Source organism: Labrys sp. E2SS-1L (genome assembly GCF_057073705.1).
Genome location: NZ_CP172713.1, coordinates 150,015 through 167,883, shown reverse-complemented (window position 1 = coordinate 167,883; position 17,869 = coordinate 150,015). Strand labels below are relative to the sequence as shown.

14 protein-coding genes are annotated in these 17,869 nt (G+C 65.3%); 7 read left to right on the top strand and 7 right to left on the bottom strand.

From position 1 onward, the window contains the following. The 3 genes from ACIGJE_RS26525 to ACIGJE_RS26515 all read right to left on the bottom strand — a co-directional run bounded on the left by ACIGJE_RS26525 (position 1) and on the right by ACIGJE_RS26515 (position 6,209). Positions 1 to 1,989 carry a hydantoinase B/oxoprolinase family protein gene (locus ACIGJE_RS26525; RefSeq protein ID WP_483680854.1) on the bottom strand — a complete coding sequence of 663 codons (1,989 nt, stop codon included), beginning with the start codon at positions 1,987 to 1,989 and terminating at the stop codon, positions 1 to 3. An 11-nt stretch (positions 1,990 to 2,000) separates the two neighbouring features. Beyond that, positions 2,001 to 4,103: a hydantoinase/oxoprolinase family protein gene (locus ACIGJE_RS26520; RefSeq protein WP_367625778.1), complete on the bottom strand. Its 2,103-nt coding sequence runs from the start codon at positions 4,101 to 4,103 to the stop codon at positions 2,001 to 2,003. Between the two features lie 534 nt (positions 4,104 to 4,637). Further along, positions 4,638 to 6,209, bottom strand: a complete 1,572-nt coding sequence (locus ACIGJE_RS26515) for an aldehyde dehydrogenase family protein (protein ID WP_483680852.1) — start codon at positions 6,207 to 6,209, stop codon at positions 4,638 to 4,640. Between the two features lie 180 nt (positions 6,210 to 6,389). Between ACIGJE_RS26515 and ACIGJE_RS26510 the strand changes: the two genes are divergently transcribed. The 5 genes from ACIGJE_RS26510 to ACIGJE_RS26490 all read left to right on the top strand — a co-directional run bounded on the left by ACIGJE_RS26510 (position 6,390) and on the right by ACIGJE_RS26490 (position 12,643). Next, the gene (locus tag ACIGJE_RS26510) at positions 6,390 to 7,601 is read left to right on the top strand and encodes a 3-hydroxybenzoate 6-monooxygenase (RefSeq protein ID WP_483680850.1); all 1,212 of its coding nucleotides are present in this window, start codon (positions 6,390 to 6,392) and stop codon (positions 7,599 to 7,601) included. Positions 7,602 to 7,649: 48 nt separating this feature from the next. Further along, a complete protein-coding gene (locus tag ACIGJE_RS26505; protein WP_483680848.1) occupies positions 7,650 to 8,444 on the top strand; it encodes a class II aldolase/adducin family protein in 795 nt (264 codons plus the stop codon). A 349-nt stretch (positions 8,445 to 8,793) separates the two neighbouring features. Next, positions 8,794 to 9,231 (top strand): MarR family winged helix-turn-helix transcriptional regulator, encoded by a 438-nt coding sequence (locus ACIGJE_RS26500; protein WP_311939733.1) that lies wholly within the window; start codon positions 8,794 to 8,796, stop codon positions 9,229 to 9,231. Positions 9,232 to 9,614: 383 nt separating this feature from the next. Then, a complete protein-coding gene (locus tag ACIGJE_RS26495; protein WP_311944931.1) occupies positions 9,615 to 10,967 on the top strand; it encodes an MFS transporter in 1,353 nt (450 codons plus the stop codon). After that, positions 10,967 to 12,643, top strand: coding sequence for a GMC family oxidoreductase (locus ACIGJE_RS26490; protein ID WP_483680846.1), 1,677 nt, complete (start codon positions 10,967 to 10,969; stop codon positions 12,641 to 12,643). Before ACIGJE_RS26495 ends, ACIGJE_RS26490 begins: the two co-directional genes overlap by 1 nt. Positions 12,644 to 12,880: 237 nt before the next feature. Here ACIGJE_RS26490 and maiA read toward each other — a convergent pair whose 3' ends face one another. The 4 genes from maiA to ACIGJE_RS26470 form a co-directional block, all read right to left on the bottom strand. Then, on the bottom strand, positions 12,881 to 13,528 hold the full coding sequence (gene maiA / locus ACIGJE_RS26485) for a maleylacetoacetate isomerase (RefSeq protein ID WP_483680844.1): 648 nt from the start codon (positions 13,526 to 13,528) through the stop codon (positions 12,881 to 12,883). Next, positions 13,525 to 14,226 carry a fumarylacetoacetate hydrolase family protein gene (locus tag ACIGJE_RS26480; protein WP_483680842.1) on the bottom strand — a complete coding sequence of 234 codons (702 nt, stop codon included), beginning with the start codon at positions 14,224 to 14,226 and terminating at the stop codon, positions 13,525 to 13,527. Before ACIGJE_RS26480 ends, maiA begins: the two co-directional genes overlap by 4 nt. A 195-nt stretch (positions 14,227 to 14,421) precedes the next feature. Continuing rightward, the gene (locus ACIGJE_RS26475) at positions 14,422 to 14,982 is read right to left on the bottom strand and encodes a maleylpyruvate isomerase N-terminal domain-containing protein (protein WP_483680841.1); all 561 of its coding nucleotides are present in this window, start codon (positions 14,980 to 14,982) and stop codon (positions 14,422 to 14,424) included. After that, the gene (locus ACIGJE_RS26470) at positions 14,982 to 16,058 is read right to left on the bottom strand and encodes a cupin domain-containing protein (RefSeq protein WP_415082243.1); all 1,077 of its coding nucleotides are present in this window, start codon (positions 16,056 to 16,058) and stop codon (positions 14,982 to 14,984) included. Before ACIGJE_RS26470 ends, ACIGJE_RS26475 begins: the two co-directional genes overlap by 1 nt. 92 nt (positions 16,059 to 16,150) lie before the next feature. Between ACIGJE_RS26470 and ACIGJE_RS26465 the strand changes: the two genes are divergently transcribed. Next, positions 16,151 to 16,579, top strand: coding sequence for a MarR family winged helix-turn-helix transcriptional regulator (locus ACIGJE_RS26465; RefSeq protein WP_367625769.1), 429 nt, complete (start codon positions 16,151 to 16,153; stop codon positions 16,577 to 16,579). An 82-nt stretch (positions 16,580 to 16,661) separates the two neighbouring features. Then, positions 16,662 to 17,660 (top strand): LysR family transcriptional regulator, encoded by a 999-nt coding sequence (locus tag ACIGJE_RS26460; RefSeq protein ID WP_149250248.1) that lies wholly within the window; start codon positions 16,662 to 16,664, stop codon positions 17,658 to 17,660. Positions 17,661 to 17,869: the final 209 nt, after the last annotated feature.

Sequence of the window (17,869 nt, the reverse complement as noted above, 5' to 3'; positions counted from 1 at the left end):
TCACTCCGCTGCCTGGTTGGGGACGGGCTCGCCGACGCGTTCGCAGCGCAGCTGCGTGCGGCGCCGGCGCGTTGCCAGGTCATCCGCGCTGCCGTCGGTGTTCAGCAGCACGCCATAGATGTCATTGGCCGCCTGGGCGGAAACCTTGCGGGCCTCGACGTCGCGGGCGACCAGGACCGGATCGCGCAGCAGCGGATCGCCATAGCCCCCGCCGCCCTGCCAATGGGTATAGTAGACGTCCTGCGCGCCCAGATGCGTCTCCAGGTGGGCCTCCAGAACATCGGCGCTGCCGCCGGCCTCCTCCAGGGTCGCCGGAATGCGGCCGGCCGCGAAGAGCTCGGCAACGCGCGCATTGCGCTTGAGCACGTCATACTGGGTGCCGGCGGGATAGCCCCCGCTGCTGCCGGTTGCCTGCGGCAGCGCCTTGCCGGTGGCCGAGACCACCAGATGCACGCCGCCGATCGGGGAATCGTGCGGTATGAAGCAGCTTGATCCGCCCATGCCGCCGCGGAAACGTCCCGGCCCGCCGGAATCCGTCTCCTCCCGCCGCCATAGATAGAGCATGGGGAAGCTGAACTCGTTGATCTCGACGTCGGCGACGCGCCCCATCGGGATGCAGTTGAGGCCACCGGTGTCGACCCCGTCCTGATCGACACGCGCGCCGAGGCCGCCGGCCATGGAATCGCAGATCATGGTCACGAAGGGATTGCCGCGCTGGTCGAGCCCGGCCAGGACGGCAAGGTCCCAGGTGCCGCAGCATACGCACATCAGCGATTTGCGGTGCTCGGGATGCACGTCGAGCATGCCGGCGACGCATTCGGAGACCACGTTCTGCGTGGCCCACGCCGAAGCCACCGAAGCCTTGCCGATGCCGGCCGGAAAGTTGCAATTGTTGATGGTGCCGGGCTCGCTGACGATTTGGAGGCAGCGATAGAGGCCACCCGGCGACCAGGGAATGTCGCCGCACAGCATGGTCAGCACGATCGGCATGATGCCGCCGCGCAGGCCGGCAAAGGTACAGTTGGCGAAGCCTTCGGTTTCCTTGTCCGTGCCGGTGAAGTCGAAGGTCAGCCTGTCGCCTTGCTTCGTCATGGTGAGCAGGATCTTGTAGAGATTGCGGTCGCTGTGGCGGAAGGAATCCTGATGGGCGACGCCACTCCAGGTGCCGTCCGGCAGCGCCCGCAGCTTGGCGCGCAAGCGCGCCTCGGCATCGTTCATCATGCGCTTCATTACCGCCTTGACGGTAAGCGCACCATATTTGGCGATCAGGGCAGCGAGGCGCTCCTGAGCGATGTTATTGGCGCCGATCTTGGCCCGCAGATCGAGGGCGATCAGGCGCGGCACCCGGGAACGGCGCAGATACATGTCCTCGATGTCGGCGCGGATGCTGCCGCCTTCGACGATCTTCACCGGCGGGATCGGCGTCGATTCCCAGAAGACGTCGCGCCCTTCCACCGACCAGCTTCCAGGCGAGACGCCGCCGAGGTCGACCTGATGGCAGACGACGGCCGTCCAGGCGAAGACCTCGCCGTCATGGACGAGCGGCGCGAAGACGGTGACGTCGTTCTGGTGCAGCCCGCCGCCGACCCAGGGATCGTTGCACAGGAACATGTCGCCGGGCTGGAAGCCGGGTTGCCGGGAGCGGTTCTCCAGCGTCCATTTGACGGCCATGTCGACAGAAGCGGCCAACTGGGTGTTGTAGAGGCCGACGACGACGGAATCGCCGCATTCGTCGAGAATGGTCGCGCCGAAATCGTTGCAGTCCGTCACCACCACGGAGCCCGACATGCGCTTGAGGCCATCGCCCATTTCCTCGGCAATGGCGGCGAGGCGGTGGCGGATGACCTCATAGGTCAGGGGATCGACGGCCTCGATGTCCTTGTCCGTCACCTGGTGCAGCCTGGCCCCGGATGCCAGCTTTCTGGTCTCGTCGGGTGCCTTCGGCTGATAGGCGAAGCGCTCCGACCCTGCGATTTGAATGAGCGGCATGGTTTTCCCCCTCAGCCCTGTTCCGCGACGCGAATGGCGAGATTGCCATAAGCGTCCACCACACCAGCGAAGCCCTCCGGCAGCGCGACGGTGGTGGTCGGCGTCTCCACCACCGCCGGTCCCGATAGTTTCGACCCGGCGCCCAGGCTGCGATAGTCGTAGATCTTGGTGTCCTGCCAGCCCTTGCGCGTGTCGAGGAACACCTTGCGGATCGCAGACGGCGTCGGGTCGGCGTTCGCGCTGTCATGCGCGGCGAGATCGGCGCGGATCGGCAGGATGCCGATGGCGCGCACCCGATAGGTGATGATCTGCAGGCCGGCATCGCTGAAACCGGCACCCTTGCCGTAGATGCGCTCGTAGAGCTCTTCGAAGCTGGCGCCGATGCCGGCGATCTCCGCCTCCCCGAGCGGACCACCCGGCACCGGGGTGGTCACTTCGGCCATCTGCATAGTGTAGCGCAGTTCGGCTTCGCGCTCATAGACCACCTTGGCAAAGCGCAGCCTCTGCTGGACCAGACGCTCGGCGAGCTCGGCTTCGAGCTTTTCGAAATTGCCGTTGAGCGTGGCCGGATCGATGGGGAAATTGCCGGGATCCGACATTTCCGCCGTCAGCACGATATCGGAGGAAGCGAGCCCATAGGCCGAGAACACCGCGGCCGTCGAGCCGAGCGGCACCACCACTTCCGAGACACCGAGATCGGCCGAATAGTTGACCGCATGCACCGGGCCTGCCCCACCGAAGGAATAGAGCACGAAATCGCGCGGATCATGGCCGCCATTGACCACGACGCTGCGCACGAGATCGGCGGTCTGGGCATTTTGGATGGCGTAGATCGCGGCCGCACCCTGCTCCACCGTCAGGCCGAGCGGTTCGGCGATCCGGGTGCGGATCGCTTCGGCCGCCAGTTCCTTCGACAGTTTCTTGCGGCCACCCAGGAAATTGTCGCCATTGATGATGCCGAGCACGAGGTCGGCATCGGTGACGGTCGGCTCCTGACCACCCTCGCCATAGCAGACCGGGCCGGGCCGGGCGCCGGCGCTGCGGGGGCCGACACGCAGATTGCCGCCGCCGTCGATCCAGGCGATCGCGCCGCCGCCGGCACCGATGGTGCGGACATCGACCATCGCGGTGTTGATCTGGTGCTGGTGCAGCACCGTGGTTGTGGTCGTGCTCGGTTTGCCGTCACGCACCAGGCCGACCAGGAAGGTGGTTCCGCCCATATCGGTGGAGATGATGTTCTTGTGCCCGAGGCGTTCGGCCAGGCGCAGGCAGCCGATCACGCCGCCGGTGAGTACGGAGCCCAGCGTGCTGACGGCATGCTTGGGCGCGTCGGCTGCCTGCACGCAGCCGCCGGAGCCCTGCATGATCAGGAGGGAACCTTCGAATTTCTTGGCGCGCAGTTCTTCCTCGAGCGGGGTGAGATAGCCCTTCAGAACCGGGCCGACCTGCGTGTTGATGATGGTGGTGGCGCTGCGGGTATATTCGCGGATGCGGGGGCTGGTCTCATGCGACAGCGCAACATAGAGCTCCGGCGCTTCCTCCTGGATGAGCTCGCGGATGCGCCGCTCATGCATCGGATTGCGGAAGGCCCAGAGCAGCGAGACGGCGATTGCCCGCACGCCGTCGTCGCGCAGCCTCCTCACCGCGGCACGCACGCCCTTCTCGTCGAGGGGAACGATGACAGCGCCCTTGTGGTCGATGCGCTCGTCGATCTCGATCACGTCGCGATGCGGCACCAGCGGCGCCGGCTTGTTGGTCCGCGAGATGTTCTGGACGGCGCTCGGATCGAGCCCGGCATAGCGCCCTTCCAGATTCATGATGCGGATGGAATCGGCGTGGCCCCTTGTGGTCAGGAAGCCGACACGCGCCACGTCGCCGGTGACGACGGCGTTGAGCGTGGAGGTGGTGCCGTGGACGATGTAGTCCGTCTGCGACAGCAGCTCTTCCACGCTGCTCCCGACATTGTTCGCCAACTCGCCAAGCACGTTGATGAAGCCGCGCGAAAAATCGGGCGGCGTCGAATGGGCCTTGGCGGAGACCAGCACGCCTTCGGTGCTGGCCAGGAAGCCGTCGGTAAAGGTACCGCCGGTATCGACGCCGATTACATAGGTCATGGATCCTCCCTCTGTATTGTTTTTTGATTGGGCAGCATCGGCACGCGGAAGCGGAACGTGCGTCCCCCGCATGGTTGTCAGCACACAAAACTGGAATGCGGCCGGGTTTGCCCTGAAGGTTTCGCCTTCACTCCCCGCATGCCTCGAAGGCCTACGGATGCTCTTCCACCCATTAAACAGCATACATAAATTCAGTATGCTGTCAATATGAATGTGACGTCCCCCCCAAAGCTCGAATTCGAGGTAATGCTGGGCGCGATTTACCCTCCCCTGGAGGGGTCGGCATTTCCTCTTGGAAGTGCCTGGGGTCGACGCGAAGCGGCGGGGTGGGGTGATCTCCTGGCAAGACTTACCCGTTTCGTCATCACGACCTGCATGTTTCCACCCCAGACCGGCCTTGCAGGCCGACCCTCCCTACGCAACTCAAGGGAGTTGCGGACATCCAGGGGAGGGTGTTGACGGTCCTCATTAACTTGGATTCGGAGCCCTGGCCGCCCCGCCGACACCGGCTCAGCCAGGCGGCAGTCTTCTCCATCACCCCTTCGGCAGCATGATGTTGATCGTCTTGGTCTCGGTATAGCCCAGCATCTCCTCGATGCCTTCCTCCCGCTCGACCCCCGAGCTCTTCATGCCGCCGAAGGGAACGCCGATGAAATGCGCCGAAGAACCGTTGATCCAGGTGTGGCCGGCGCGGATCTTGCGCACCATCCGCAAGGCGTCGTTGATGTCGTTGGTCCATACCGCCGCCGTCAGGCCGTATTCGGTGCTGTTGGCCTTCTCCACTGCCTCGTCGAAGCTGCGCCATTTGCCGACGGACAGGATCGGGCCGAACACTTCCTCCTGCCACAGCCGCATGCCCGGCTCGACATCGGCATAGACGGTCGGCTCAACCCAGAACCCCCTCTCGAACATCGGACCATCGGGGCGCTTGCCGCCGGTCATCAGGCGCGCGCCATCCGTCCTGGCGCTCTCGAAGAAGGACAGCACCTTCTCCAGCTGTACCCGCGAATTGACAGGGCCCATGCCGGTATCGGGCGATTGCGGGTCTCCGAGCCGGATCGCCCTGACCTTCTCGACGACGCGCTTCAGCACGGCGTCGTAGATGTCGGCATGTACGAGGAGGCGGCTGGTCGAACCGCAGGACTGGCCCTGCCAGGCGAAGTTCATGCCGCGGACCGCCGCCTCGGCAATCCGTTCCGGATCGACATCCGGAAAGGCAATGAAGGGATTCTTGCCGCCGAGCTCCAGGCTGACATGCTTCACGCCGACCTCCGCCGCCGCGCGCTGGATCGCCCGCCCCGTCTGCGGCGAACCGATGAAGGCGATGCGCTTGACCAGGGGATGCTGGACCACGGCGTTGCCGACGGTCCGGCCGTCGCCGGTGACCACGTTGAAGATGCCGGGCGGCAGTGCATCCCGCGCGATCTGCGACAGGATCATGGCCGAGAGCGGGCTGGTTTCCGGCGGCTTGACCACGATGGCATTGCCGGCGGCCAGTGCCGCCGCGGTCCTCGCCACCGCGAACATCAGGGGATGGTTGAAGGGGGCGATGCGTACCACCACGCCATAGGGCTCGCGCAAGGTGATGTGCAGGTTTTCATGCGTGGAGGGGATCGTCTGGCCCTTCAGTTCATGCGCGAGGCCGGCATAGTAGTCGAGGCTGTCGACCGCGAAGCCGACATCGCCACGCATGGGCGTGATGGTGTTTCCGGTATCGGCGACCTCGACCTTGAGGATCTCCTCCGAGCGGGCGCGCAATGCCTTGCCGAAATCGCGCATGGCGCGGCTGCGCGCCAGCGGCGTGAGCGCGAACCATTCCGGCCAGGCCGCATCGGCGGCCCGGATGGCCCGGTCGACATCCTCGACCGTCGCACGCGGCACTCGGCCGATGATCTCTTCGGTCGCGGGATCGATCGACAGGTCGAACGCGCCGTTGCTGGCATGCACGAGTTCGCCGCCGATCAGCATGCGGTCCGCCTGGGTGACGTAGTTCATCGGATGGTGCTCCTCCCGTTCAACGTGCCGGTCGACAGGCCCGTTCGATTTTCCAGCCACCGGCCTCACTTTCCGCAGGGCGTAGAACCGACGCGCCTCGGAACGGATCATGGTGGCTCATTTGATAATTGACAGTACACTGATTATCAGTTAACTGTCAATTATCAAATGCCTGATCGAACACTGCCAGGATCGCGAAGCCGGGGGGTGCCTGCCCCGGCCCGCCGCAGGGCCTGCGATGCCGTGCGGGCGGCACCGATCCCAATGGCAGGGACGGAGGAGACACTCGAAATGCAACACAAGATCGTCATTGCCGGCGCGGGAATTGGCGGCCTGGCAACCGCGCTCGGCCTTGCCCGCAAGGGATATGCCAGCATCGTGCTCGAGCGTGCCCCGGCACTGGGCGAGATCGGCGCCGGCATCCAGCTCGGCCCGAACGCCTTCCATTCCTTCGACTATCTCGGCGTCGGCGATGCCATGCGCAAGCTGGCCGTCTATGTCGACCGGTTGCGCATGATGGATGCGCTGACGGCCGAGGAGATCGCCTCCATCGACCTGACCGAACCGTTCCAGAAGCGTTTCGGCAATCCCTATGCCGTCATCCACCGCGGCGACATGCACCGCGTCCTGGTCGAGGCCTGCCGCGCCGATCCGCTCATCGACCTGCGCACCGGCTGCACCGTGACCGGCTATGAGGAGGAGGACGCCAGCGTCACCGCACTGCTGCAGGGCGGCGAGCGCGTCAGCGGCAGCCTGTTGATCGGCGCCGACGGCTTATGGTCCAACATCCGCACCCAGCTGGTCGGCGATGGCGCGCCGCGGGTGACGGGGCATACCACCTATCGCAGCGTGATCCCCACCGAGCAGATGCCGGAAGATCTGCGCTGGAACGCGGCGACCCTGTGGGCGGGCCCCAAATGCCATATCGTCCACTATCCGCTGTCGGACTGGAAGAGCTTCAACCTGGTGGTCACCTACCACAACAACGCGCCGGAACCGGTTGCCGGCAAGCCGGTCAGCCAGGAGGAAGTGCTGACCGGCTTCCAGCATGTCCATCCCCGCGCCCAGGACATCATCCGCCACGGCAAGGATTGGAAATTATGGGTGCTGTGCGACCGTGATCCGACCGATAGCTGGACGAAGGGACGGGTCGCGCTGCTCGGCGATGCCGCCCACCCCACCCTGCAATATATGGCGCAGGGTGCCTGCATGGCGCTGGAGGATGCGGTCTGCCTGTCCGACGAGATCGCCGCTCATCCCGGCGACCACGAGACCGCCCTCGCCTCCTACCAGCATCGCCGCGTCACCCGCACGGCGCGCATCCAGTTGATGTCGCGTGCGGTCGGTGATCACATCTACCATCCGGCGGGCGTCCACGCCCGCTTGCGCAACGAGATCATGTCGGCCAAATCGCAGGAGCAATGGTACGACACGCTGCAGTGGCTGTATGGCAGCAACGGCCTCGCCCTAGCCTCGGCTCCCCAATCCATTTCGGCGGCCTGACCGCCGCACACCGACCCAGCCTTTCAAGAATATTTCGAGGACCTTCTCATGTGTGTCGATAAATCCCACGCTTCCGAGGATGCCGCCGGTGTCGTCGTCGCCGACCAGGCCAGTGCCGGTGCGACACCATCGCCGGCGCTGATCGAGGACCTGGTCAACGCCAACCACATCCTGTTCGACCAAGGCGTCGTGGATGCCTTCGGCCATGTCAGCGTGCGCCATGACGGCCGGCCGGACCGCTTCCTGCTGGCGCGCAACATGGCGCCGGGGCGGGTGGCGGCCGAGGATATCATCGAGTTCACGCTCGACGGCGATGCCGTCAACGCCGAGGGACGGCGGGTCTATCTCGAGCGCTTCATCCACGGCGAGATCTATCGCCGCCGCCCCGACGTGATCGCCGTGGTCCACAGCCATTCGCATGCGATCGTGCCGCTCAGCGTGTCGAAATCCACCAGGCTGCGGGCCCTGTTCCATATGGCTGGCTTCATCGGCCAGGCCGCCCCCGTGTTCGAGATCCGTGAGGCCGGCGGCGACAGCACCGATCTGCTCATCTCCAACAATGCGCTCGGCCGTGCCCTGGCCGAAGAGTTCGACGCCAGCGATATCGTGCTGATGCGCGGCCACGGCTCGACGGTCGTCGCCCAGTCGCTGCCACAGGCGGTCTACCGGGCCGTCTATGCCGAGCTCAATGCCCGCTACCAGCTCGAAGCCAGCCGGCTCGGCGAGGTGACCTATCTCAGCGAGGGCGAGAGCCGGACGGCGGCGCAGAACATTGAGGCGCAGGTCCATCGTCCCTGGGATCTCTGGGTCGAGCAGGCGAAGGCACGTCGCGGCCGGGGCTGAGGTTCGAATCCGGCGGCCAAGCTGCTTTGATTTGCTGCGGGCGATGATCTAGAGGCTGTTATGAACCATGGATAGGGTTTTGACGTGAGCGATTTTGTTCGAGGAGAAGAAGCGTGAGGACGCAAGCCTTACGGCTTGCTACGACACGCGACGCGCTCATCGATCAAAAGCGCCACGCCCCTTCGGGGTGAGGTGAAGACTGGCCATCTGCAGCGTCGCTTCGCTTGCCAAGACACAAGTCTTGGCAGCGCTCGCTCCTCCCATCCGGCCAGTCTTGACCTCATCAAAACCCTATCCATGGTCCATAACAGCCTCTAACTATCGTCCCGCGAAAATTGGGTAGCATGCAATGACAGAGCTCTATGGCATGCCGGGACATCTCATCCGGCGCGCACAGCAGATATCGAGCAGCATCTTCGCCGAGGAGTGCGATGGCTTCAATCTGACGTCGGTGCAGTTCGCGGCGCTGTTCACTATCCGCGCCAATCCCGGCCTCGATGCCACGCGGCTGTCGAGCCTGATCGCCTTCGACCGCTCGACCATCGGCGACGTGCTCGAGCGCCTCGAGGCAAAAAAATGGATAAAGCGGCGAGCCAGCCCGACCGACAAACGCGCCAAGCTGCTTTATCTCGCGCCGGCCGGCGAAAAGCTCCTGGGCGATGTCGAGCCGGCTGTCCATCGCGTGCAGGAGCGCCTGCTCGCGCCGCTGCCGCCGGAGAGCCGCGCGACGATGATGCGCTTGCTCACGGAGTTGGTCAGCCTCCACAACGAGAGCACGCTCCCCTGATTCCGACGCGGCTCACTCAAGCGCCTTCGATTTTGCACGACCTTTGTCATTGCCGGGCTTGACCCGGCAATCCAGCGCAGCGACCGATTGCGCGTGGCTTCTGCATTAGCCGGATCAAGCCCGGCTATGACAAATCGGAGCGTTTTCTCCTTCACCGAATTTGAGGCTGCGCCGTATCCGCCAGGCTCGATCAATGCCGAAATCACGTTGGATCTGTTGCTCGATATTATTGACAGTATACAGATTATATGTATACGTACTAAATTGAAGAGTGCGAATGGCGAACCGCTTGGTTCCGCCCATTCGACACCCACAAGATACCAATAAGGATCCCGGCCGGTCCCTCCGGGATAACGACCGGCAATTCGGGGAGAAACGAGACCATGGCGAGCCCTTCGCTCAATGTTTCGCGGCTGATCGACGAAAGGCCGATCAGCGGGCTGCAGATCGCGGTGATCGGCCTGTGCGGCCTGATCAACTTCTTTGACGGCATGGACACCCAGTCGATCGGCGTGGCGGCACCGTTCATCGCCAAGTCGCTGGGCCTGACCATCCCCCAGCTCGGCCCCGTCTTCTCGGCCGGCCTGTTGGGCGCGGCCCTCGGTGCCATCGGCTTCGGGGCCATTGCCGACAGGGTGGGGCGCAAGCGCCTCCTCATCATCGCGGCGCTGCTCATCGGCGTCTTCACCCTGTTCACCGCCTTCGCCCAGTCTTTCCATAGCTTGATGCTCTGCCGCTTCCTCGCCGGCGTCGGCTTGGGCGGCGCCACGCCCTGCTTCATTGCGCTGACGGCCGAATATACGCCGGAGCGCCACAGGGCGAGCTGCGTGACCTTGATGTGGTCCTCCTTCCCGCTCGGGGCGATGGCCGGCGCCTTCGTCAATTCGCGGCTGATCGAACATTTCGGCTGGCAGATGATCTTCTACATCGGCGGCGTGCTGCCGCTGGCCATTGCCGCCATCCTGGCGATCTGGCTGCCGGAATCGCTGAAATTCCTGATCGCGCGCCGCAACGATACGGCCAGGGCACGCCGCATTCTCCGGCGCATGGGCCTTGCCACTCTCACCGACGGCACCGTGCTGGTGGCCGATGGCGACAAGACCGAACGCGCCTCCTTCGCCTCGGTTTTCCGCGGCGGACGCGCGCTCGGCACGCTTCTGCTCTGGGGGCCCTTCTTCACCGGCATGGGCGTGCTGACCCTCACCGTGCTGTGGACGCCGTCCCTGATGGGCATGAACGGCATCTCGCCGGCCGATGGCGCCTTTGTCGTCGCCTTCAACGGTCTCGGCGCCTTCTTCGGGCAGGCCGTCGCCGGCCGCTGCATCGAGCGGTTCGGCATCATCCCGACCATGGTGCCGGCCTTCATCCTCGGGGCGGCCGCCACGGTCGGCCTGGGCTACAGCGTGGCGTCCGTGCCCGCTGCAGCCCTGTGCATCGGGCTCGTCGGCCTCTTCCTCGGCATCGGTACGGCCGGCGCCATCGCCATGGCCGCGGAAGTCTATCCCACCGCCATCCGCGCCACCGGCGTCGGCCTGAGCATGGCGGTCGGACGGTTCGGCCAGGTCTGCGCGCCCTATTTCGTCGGCCAGATGCTCGCCATCGGCGCCCTGCCCAGCGTGATCATGATCAGTGCCGGCGGCGCGGCCATCGTCGGCGGCATCTTCGTGCTCTTCTTCAAGCTATGGCTGTCGCACAGGCCCGCCACGGCCGCCTCCGAACTGAAGGCAGTGTCCTGATGGCCGGCGGGACTCCCATCCCGGATGCCGGCACCTACGATTTCGTCGTCGTGGGCGGCGGCTCGGCCGGCTGCGTACTGGCAAACCGGCTGACGGAAGGTGGCGCCAGCGTGCTGCTGCTCGAGGCCGGCCAATGGGATCGCGATCCCCTCATCCATATCCCCGTCGGTATCGGCAAGATCTTTCCGCAGCGCCTGCATGACTGGGGCTATTTCATGGAGCCCGATCCCGGCATTGACGGCCGCGGCATCGAATGCGCCCGCGGCCGGGTGATCGGCGGCTCGTCCTCGATCAATGTGATGGCCTATGTGCGCGGCCATCACAGCGACTACGATCGCTGGGCACGATCGGGCCTCGACGGCTGGTCCTATGCCGACGTGCTGCCCTATTTCCGCCGCTCCGAAACCTGGGAGGGCGGCGGCGATGCCTATCGCGGCGGCGAGGGCCCGCTGCGCGTGCAGCGCACTCGTTATCGCGACGCCATCCTGGCCGATTTCATCGAGGCCGGCCGCCAGGCGGGCTATCCGGTGACGACGGACTATAATGGCGCGCAGCAGGAAGGCTTCGACTACATCCAGGAAACCATCCATGCCGGCAGGCGCAACAGCGCCGCGACCGCCTATCTCCGCCCGGCGCTCGGCCGCAAGAAGCTGCGCGTCATTGTCGGTGCGCGCGCCGACAGCATCGAAATGAGGGATGGCCGCGCAACCGGCATTCGCTTCACGCAGGGCGGCCACGCCCAGCTGGCCCAGGCGCGCCGCGAAGTCGTGCTGGCCGCCGGCGTGATCAATTCGCCCAAGCTGCTGATGCTCTCGGGGATCGGCGATCCCGCCCATCTGGGTGAGCACGGCATTGGCGTCAAGATTGCCAATCCCGGCGTCGGCGCCAATCTGCGGGACCATCTCTCGGTGATGGCGAGCTACCGGCGCAAGAGCCCGAGCTGGTTCCAGCAGGAAATGCGCTATGATCGTCTTGCCATGGCCATGCTGAAATCGCTGCTGCGCAAGGACGGCTTTGCCTCGGACGTGCCGATCGGCGTGACCGCCTTCCTGAAGACGCAGCCGGACCTGGCGGCGCCGGATGTCCAGTTCCTGTTCCTTGCGGCCCCCTTCCCCGCACGGCCTTATCTGCCGCCTTTCACCAGCCCGGTGCCGGACGGTTTCGGCTGCCGGGTCGCGCTGCTGCGCCCCGAGAGTGCCGGCTCGATCAGCCTCAGCTCCGCCGATCCCGACGCCAAGCCGCGCATCACGCCGAACTTCCTGACCTCGGGGCGCGACCGCGACACGCTGCGCGAAGGCCTGCGCATCCTGCGCAGGACCATGGGCCAGCCGGTCATGGCTCCTCATATCATCGAGGAAAACGCACCGGGTGCCGCTGCCCAGGACGACGAGGCGCTCGACGCCTTCATCCGCGCGACCTCGGTGACCGTGCATCACCCGGCGGGAACCTGCCGGATGGGCGGGGCGCAGGATTCACGCCGCGTCGTCGATGGGCACTTGCGGGTGGCCGGCGTGGACGGGCTCAGGATCGTCGATGCCTCTGTCATGCCGGACCTGGTCGGCGGTAACATCAATGCCGTGGTGATGATGATCGCGGAAAAGGCGGCCGACCTGATGCTTGGCAGGCCTGCCTTGGCACGTGCCGATGACATGCACCGGGGCACCCTTGCCGCATAGGGATATCCGCAACAATAAGAGCATTGTTTGACAGGTGACACCGCCCCTCACCCTTACCCTCGCCCCGTTCTTACGGGGCGAGGGTAAGGGTGAGGGGCGGCGCAAGGCGGAAAGAAGCGTTTATTCTTGGATGTTTCGTGACGGAATGAAACGGCAATGCTGCGCAGCATTGCCGTTTTCGATTAATCGATCCACTACATGAAGACTTCGGAAGCCCTTGCCAACTCGGCCTGTGGATCAAGCCTCCCAGTCGGGCTGTTTCTTGGGATGGGCATCGGCAAAGGCCGGAAGGGCCTCGCAGGCGGCATGAACGGCCAGGAGGCGCGGCATGGCCGACAGGTCGGCGCCGAAGCGCTGGGCCGAGAAGACCTGCGGCACCAGGCAGATATCGGCAAGGGTCGGCGTCTCGCCGAAGCAGAAGGTCGAAGGCGCGCGCCGTGCGAGCAGCGTCTCGCAGGCGGCAAGGCCCTCGATGATCCAGCGCTGGCACCAGGCATCGAGCGCTGCCTGGTCCGCCGCGAAATTGGCCTTCAGATAATCGAGGACGCGAAGGTTCTGCAGCGGATGCACGTCACAGGCGATGATTTGCGCGAAGGCCCGCGCTTCAGCGCGCAGGTTCGCTCCCTGCGGAAGCAGCTTTGGCCCCGGCCGTGTTTCGTCGAGCCATTCGATGATGGCGAGCGACTGGGTGAGGCGGAAATCGCCCTCCTCCAGCGTCGGCACCAGCGCCTGCGGATTCAGGGCCCGATAGGCCGGGGTCTTCTGCTGCCCGCCATCCTTGCGCAGATGGACCGACGAAAATTCGTAGGCCACGCCCTTCAGGTTGAAGGCAATGCGGCAGCGATAGGCCGACGAGGAGCGGAAATAACCGTGGAAATGGATCATTCCGCTGCCCCGATCGTCAGCTCGATCGGATCGAGGCCATCGATGCCGCCGGTGATGACGTCGCCGGCCACCACGGCGCCGACGCCGGCCGGCGTTCCGGTCATGATCAGGTCGCCCGGCTGGAGATGGTAGTAGTGCGAGAGATGGCTGACGATCTCCTCGACCTTCCAGATCAAATCGGCGAGATGGGCCTCCTGCTTGGTCTCGCCATTGACCGCCAGATGGATGCGCTGCGGCCCGATGGCGGCGAAATCGGACACCTTGGTCACGGCGGCGAACACGGCGGATTGCTCGACATCCTTGCCGAGGTCCCAGGGGCGCTGCTTGGCGCGCGCTTCGAGCTGGAGATCGCGGCGCGTCATGTCGAGGCCGCAGGCATAGCCATAGATCGCCTTGGCGGCCGCGGCGCGATCGGCCTTGAAGACCGGTGCGCCGATGGCGATCACCAGCTCCATCTCATAGTGGAAATTCGAGGTACCGGGCGGATAGGCGACCGTCGCGCCGCTCTGCTCGGCGGTCAGCGCCGATTTGGTGAAATAGAACGGGGCCTCCCGGTCCACTTCCACCCCCATCTCAGCGGCATGGGCGGCATAGTTGCGGCCGACGCAGAAGATGCGGTGGATGGGATAGGCCGCCGCCTCGCCCTTCACCGGCACGGTTGGCCAGGCGGGGGAGGCAAACAGGTTCGTGCTCGTCATCGGTTTGTTCCTTTTGCTGTGATGCCAGCGACGCTTGGGGAGCGGTGCGAAATAGGTCGGGCGTTTCGAGGGGCCGCTTCCGGGTGCACGGGCATCTTGCCCGTTCTTGAAACCGCGGCGTTTGCTGGTCACCAGAAAGTACGGGCAGGATGCCCGTGCACCCGGAGAACCGGTTACTTGTTTCGCGCGCCCCTCTTAGCCCCGGAATTCGGGCGGCAGGTTGCGCAATCGTGTTCCATTGTCGAGTTCGAGCGCCCCGCGCCAGAGCCGGCGCGCGCGCTCCATCGCCGTGGCGCGCAGGGGGCGCAAAACTCCTCCGGCGTCGGCGGCAGACACGTCCCAGCCGCTGCCCGGCAGGTCGCGCCAGACCACGTCGAGATGCACGGCGGCATGGTCGAACAGATGGCGCAGCGCCCTGGCGGGCAAGGTGGCGCCGAGCTCGATGTCGCCGATCCGCCCGGCCTCGCCGTCATAGAAAGGCGGGACCGGCTCGCCTGCCGTCGCCGCTTCCACTTGCCGGCTGATCGCCCGCGCCTGATAGGCGACGTCGCAGATCACATGCGCCCGGGTCCAGCCGGACACCCCGGAAGGTGCGTAGAGCGCGGCATCGCCGAGTTCGCCGAGCTTGCGGGCGAAATAGGCCGTGCCAAGCCGGGCGAGCCGCAGATCCGCCGCCGGCGCCTCCGGTGCGTCGTAGCGCGCACCGAGCCCCTGCCGCTCCTGCAGAGCCCGGCGGGCGGCGTCGAGATCGCTCATCAGTCACCGCCCTCGACCAGCGTGCGGTCGAAATTCAGGCGCTCGATGATGGGGGCATCGGAGAAGCGGAACAGGTCGAACGGGGTCTCGGCCTGGAGCGACCAGGCAACCCAGGAGGGAACCACGAAAATGTCTCCCTTTTCGAGTTTGTGCGTCACGCCCGCCATCACCACGGCGCCTCGGCCCTCGAAGACCTGGAACACCGAGGAGCCGACTTCCCGCCGCACCGCCGTTTCGGCACCCTGGCGCAGGCGGTGGAACTCGGCGCGGATGGTCGGCATCACGTCGCCACCCGTGGTCGGGTTGACATAGCGGATCGCCGCATGGCCCTGCTCCACCGTCGCCGGCTGTCCCTCCTCTTCGAGCAGCAGCTGCTCGGTGAGAGCGCGGTCGGTATACTCCCAGCGATAGGCGCCGATGGGCGAGGACACCGTATTCTGCAGCCCCGACAGCGGGCGCAGGCCCGGATGGCACCACAGCCGTTCGCTGCGCGAGAACCGCGGCGTGGCGTAATCGGTCACGCGTTCCGATCCGAATTCGAAGAAGCCGACATCATTCTGGTAGGAGAAGGGGATGTCGAGGCCGTCGATCCAGGCCATCGGCTGGTCGGTTTCGTTGTGATGGCCGTGGAAGTTCCAGCCCGGCGTCAGCAGGAAGTCGCCACGGCTCATGCGCACGGGATCGCCATTGACCACGGTCCAGACCCCCTCGCCCTCGACGACGAAGCGGAAGGCGTTCTGCGAGTGGCGGTGTTCGGGCGCCGTCTCCTTCGGGCCGAGATACTGGATGGCGCACCAAAGGGTCGGCGAAACATAGGCCTCGCCACCGAGGCCGGGATTGGCGAGGCCGATGGCGCGGCGCTCGCCGCCCCGGCCCACCGGCACGAGATCGCCCGATGCCTGGGCCAGAGGGAACAAATCCGCCCATCTCCACACATGCGGCACCGCCTTGGGACGGGGATGGTGCGGCATCAGGTCGCCGAGCTGGGTCCAGAGCGGATTGAGGTGCTGATCCTTGAAATCGGCATAGAGCTTGCGCAGTGCCGGCGTATCGTCCGGCTGCATCGCATTGGCCATCGTCGTTTCTCCCTGAATAAATTAGTACGTATACTTACTAATTTGAATTGTCAATGGTTGTCGCGATTGCGGGCCACTGATAGGAAGCGGACATGGCGTTCATCCATCACCTTCCCGGCCACCTGATCCGGCGGCTGCACCAGCTCTCCGTCGCGACGTTCACGCAGAAGACGCAGGAAGCCGGCTTCGACCTGACCCAGCTGCAATTCGCGGTGCTGTCGATGCTCGAAGAGAACCCGGAAATCGACCAGGCCACGCTGGCCATGCTGGTCGACATGGACAAGGTGACCATCGGGGACGTGGTTTTGCGGCTGGAGACGCGCGATCTGATCCGCCGGGTCGTCAAGAAGACCGACCGGCGCGCGCGAACGCTCACTTTGACCACGGGTGGCAAGGCCCTGCTGGCCGATGTGCGTCCCCTGGTGGTCGCGATTCAGGACGACATTCTCGGCTCGCTGTCAGCGGAAGAGAAAACCAGTTTCATGGCTCTCGTCACCAAGGTCTGCCGGCCAGCCGATTGAGCGTCTTTCGTGATTGAGGCTATGGTGCCTAGCCATCCAGAGCCGATCGCAAGAGCGTGTTGCTCCAGCGGGAAAGGTCCCAATGCCGAGCGCCGATACGTCTCCAGCCGCCAAGGGGCACGACGCGCGGCGCTTGTTCGCCTCCCAGGCCAGCCTCCACAAACTCGAGATCTTCTGCATGGTCTGCGACCTGCAGAGCGTAACGCGCGTGGCCGAGCGGCTGCGCATCGCCCAGCCCGTGGTCAGTGCGCATCTGCGCTTCCTGGAAGACAAGGTCGGCGCCAAGCTGTTCGAGCGCAGCGGACGGCGCCTGGTCCTGACGCGCGAAGGCGCCCGCGTCGAGGCCTGGGCACGAGACATCGTCACCCGAACGCGTGAACTGGAGCGCGAACTGGCGCTGTCGGGCGACGGCGAAGCCGGCAGCGCCGTGGTCTCCGCCTCCATGACGGTCGCTTCCTACGTGCTGCCCCCGCTGTTCGCCGCCTTTCGCCGGACCCTGCGCGAGGGCGGCATTACGGTGCAGGTCTCCAACCCGCAACTCGTCACCGCCAGCGTCAGGGACGGGTCCTGCGATTTCGGGCTCTGCATTCTCGATCCCCGCCATGATGTCGACGGCCTCAGCGTCGAGAAGCTGTGGACCGAGCAGCTGGTCTTGGTGGTTGCGGCCGACAGCACCCTGGTCGGCGATAGCGCCGACGCCGAAACCATCGCCAGCCTGCCCTTCATCTCCTCGCCCCGCCAGCAGGTGCGGCGCGAACTGGAAGAGGATGCCCTCTATGCCCATGGCATCCGGCATCGCGAGGTCATCCTCGAATTCGGGCATCCGGAGGCGATGAAGCAGGCAGTGCGCCATCATGCCGGCGCGGCCTTCGTACTGGAAAGCTGCGTGCGCGACGAACTGGCCAGAGGCCTGCTGCGGCAGGTCGAGACACCGGGCCTGGACCTACCCGTTCCCGTCTTCCTGATCTACAAGCGGGGCAAGGCCTTCTCGCGGTTCCAGTCGCGGCTGATGGACTTCGTGCGGCAGGCTGCCGGCGACGGCCGGCTGCCGAGTTTCGAGCCTCCTGCGGCAGCAGGGTGACGGGCTGAGGATGCGTCCGTCGATAAACGAAGCGAATTGGCTTGGCCTTTGTCATTGCCGGGCATGAAAAGACAAGGGTGGTGCTTCAACTATCTCGGGACGATGCCCAGGGCTCCGAACTCGAGTTAACGAGGCACGACTTTACCCTCCCCTGGAGGGGGAGGGTCGGCCTGAAAGGCCGGGGTGGGATGAAAATGCGCGATTCTTGA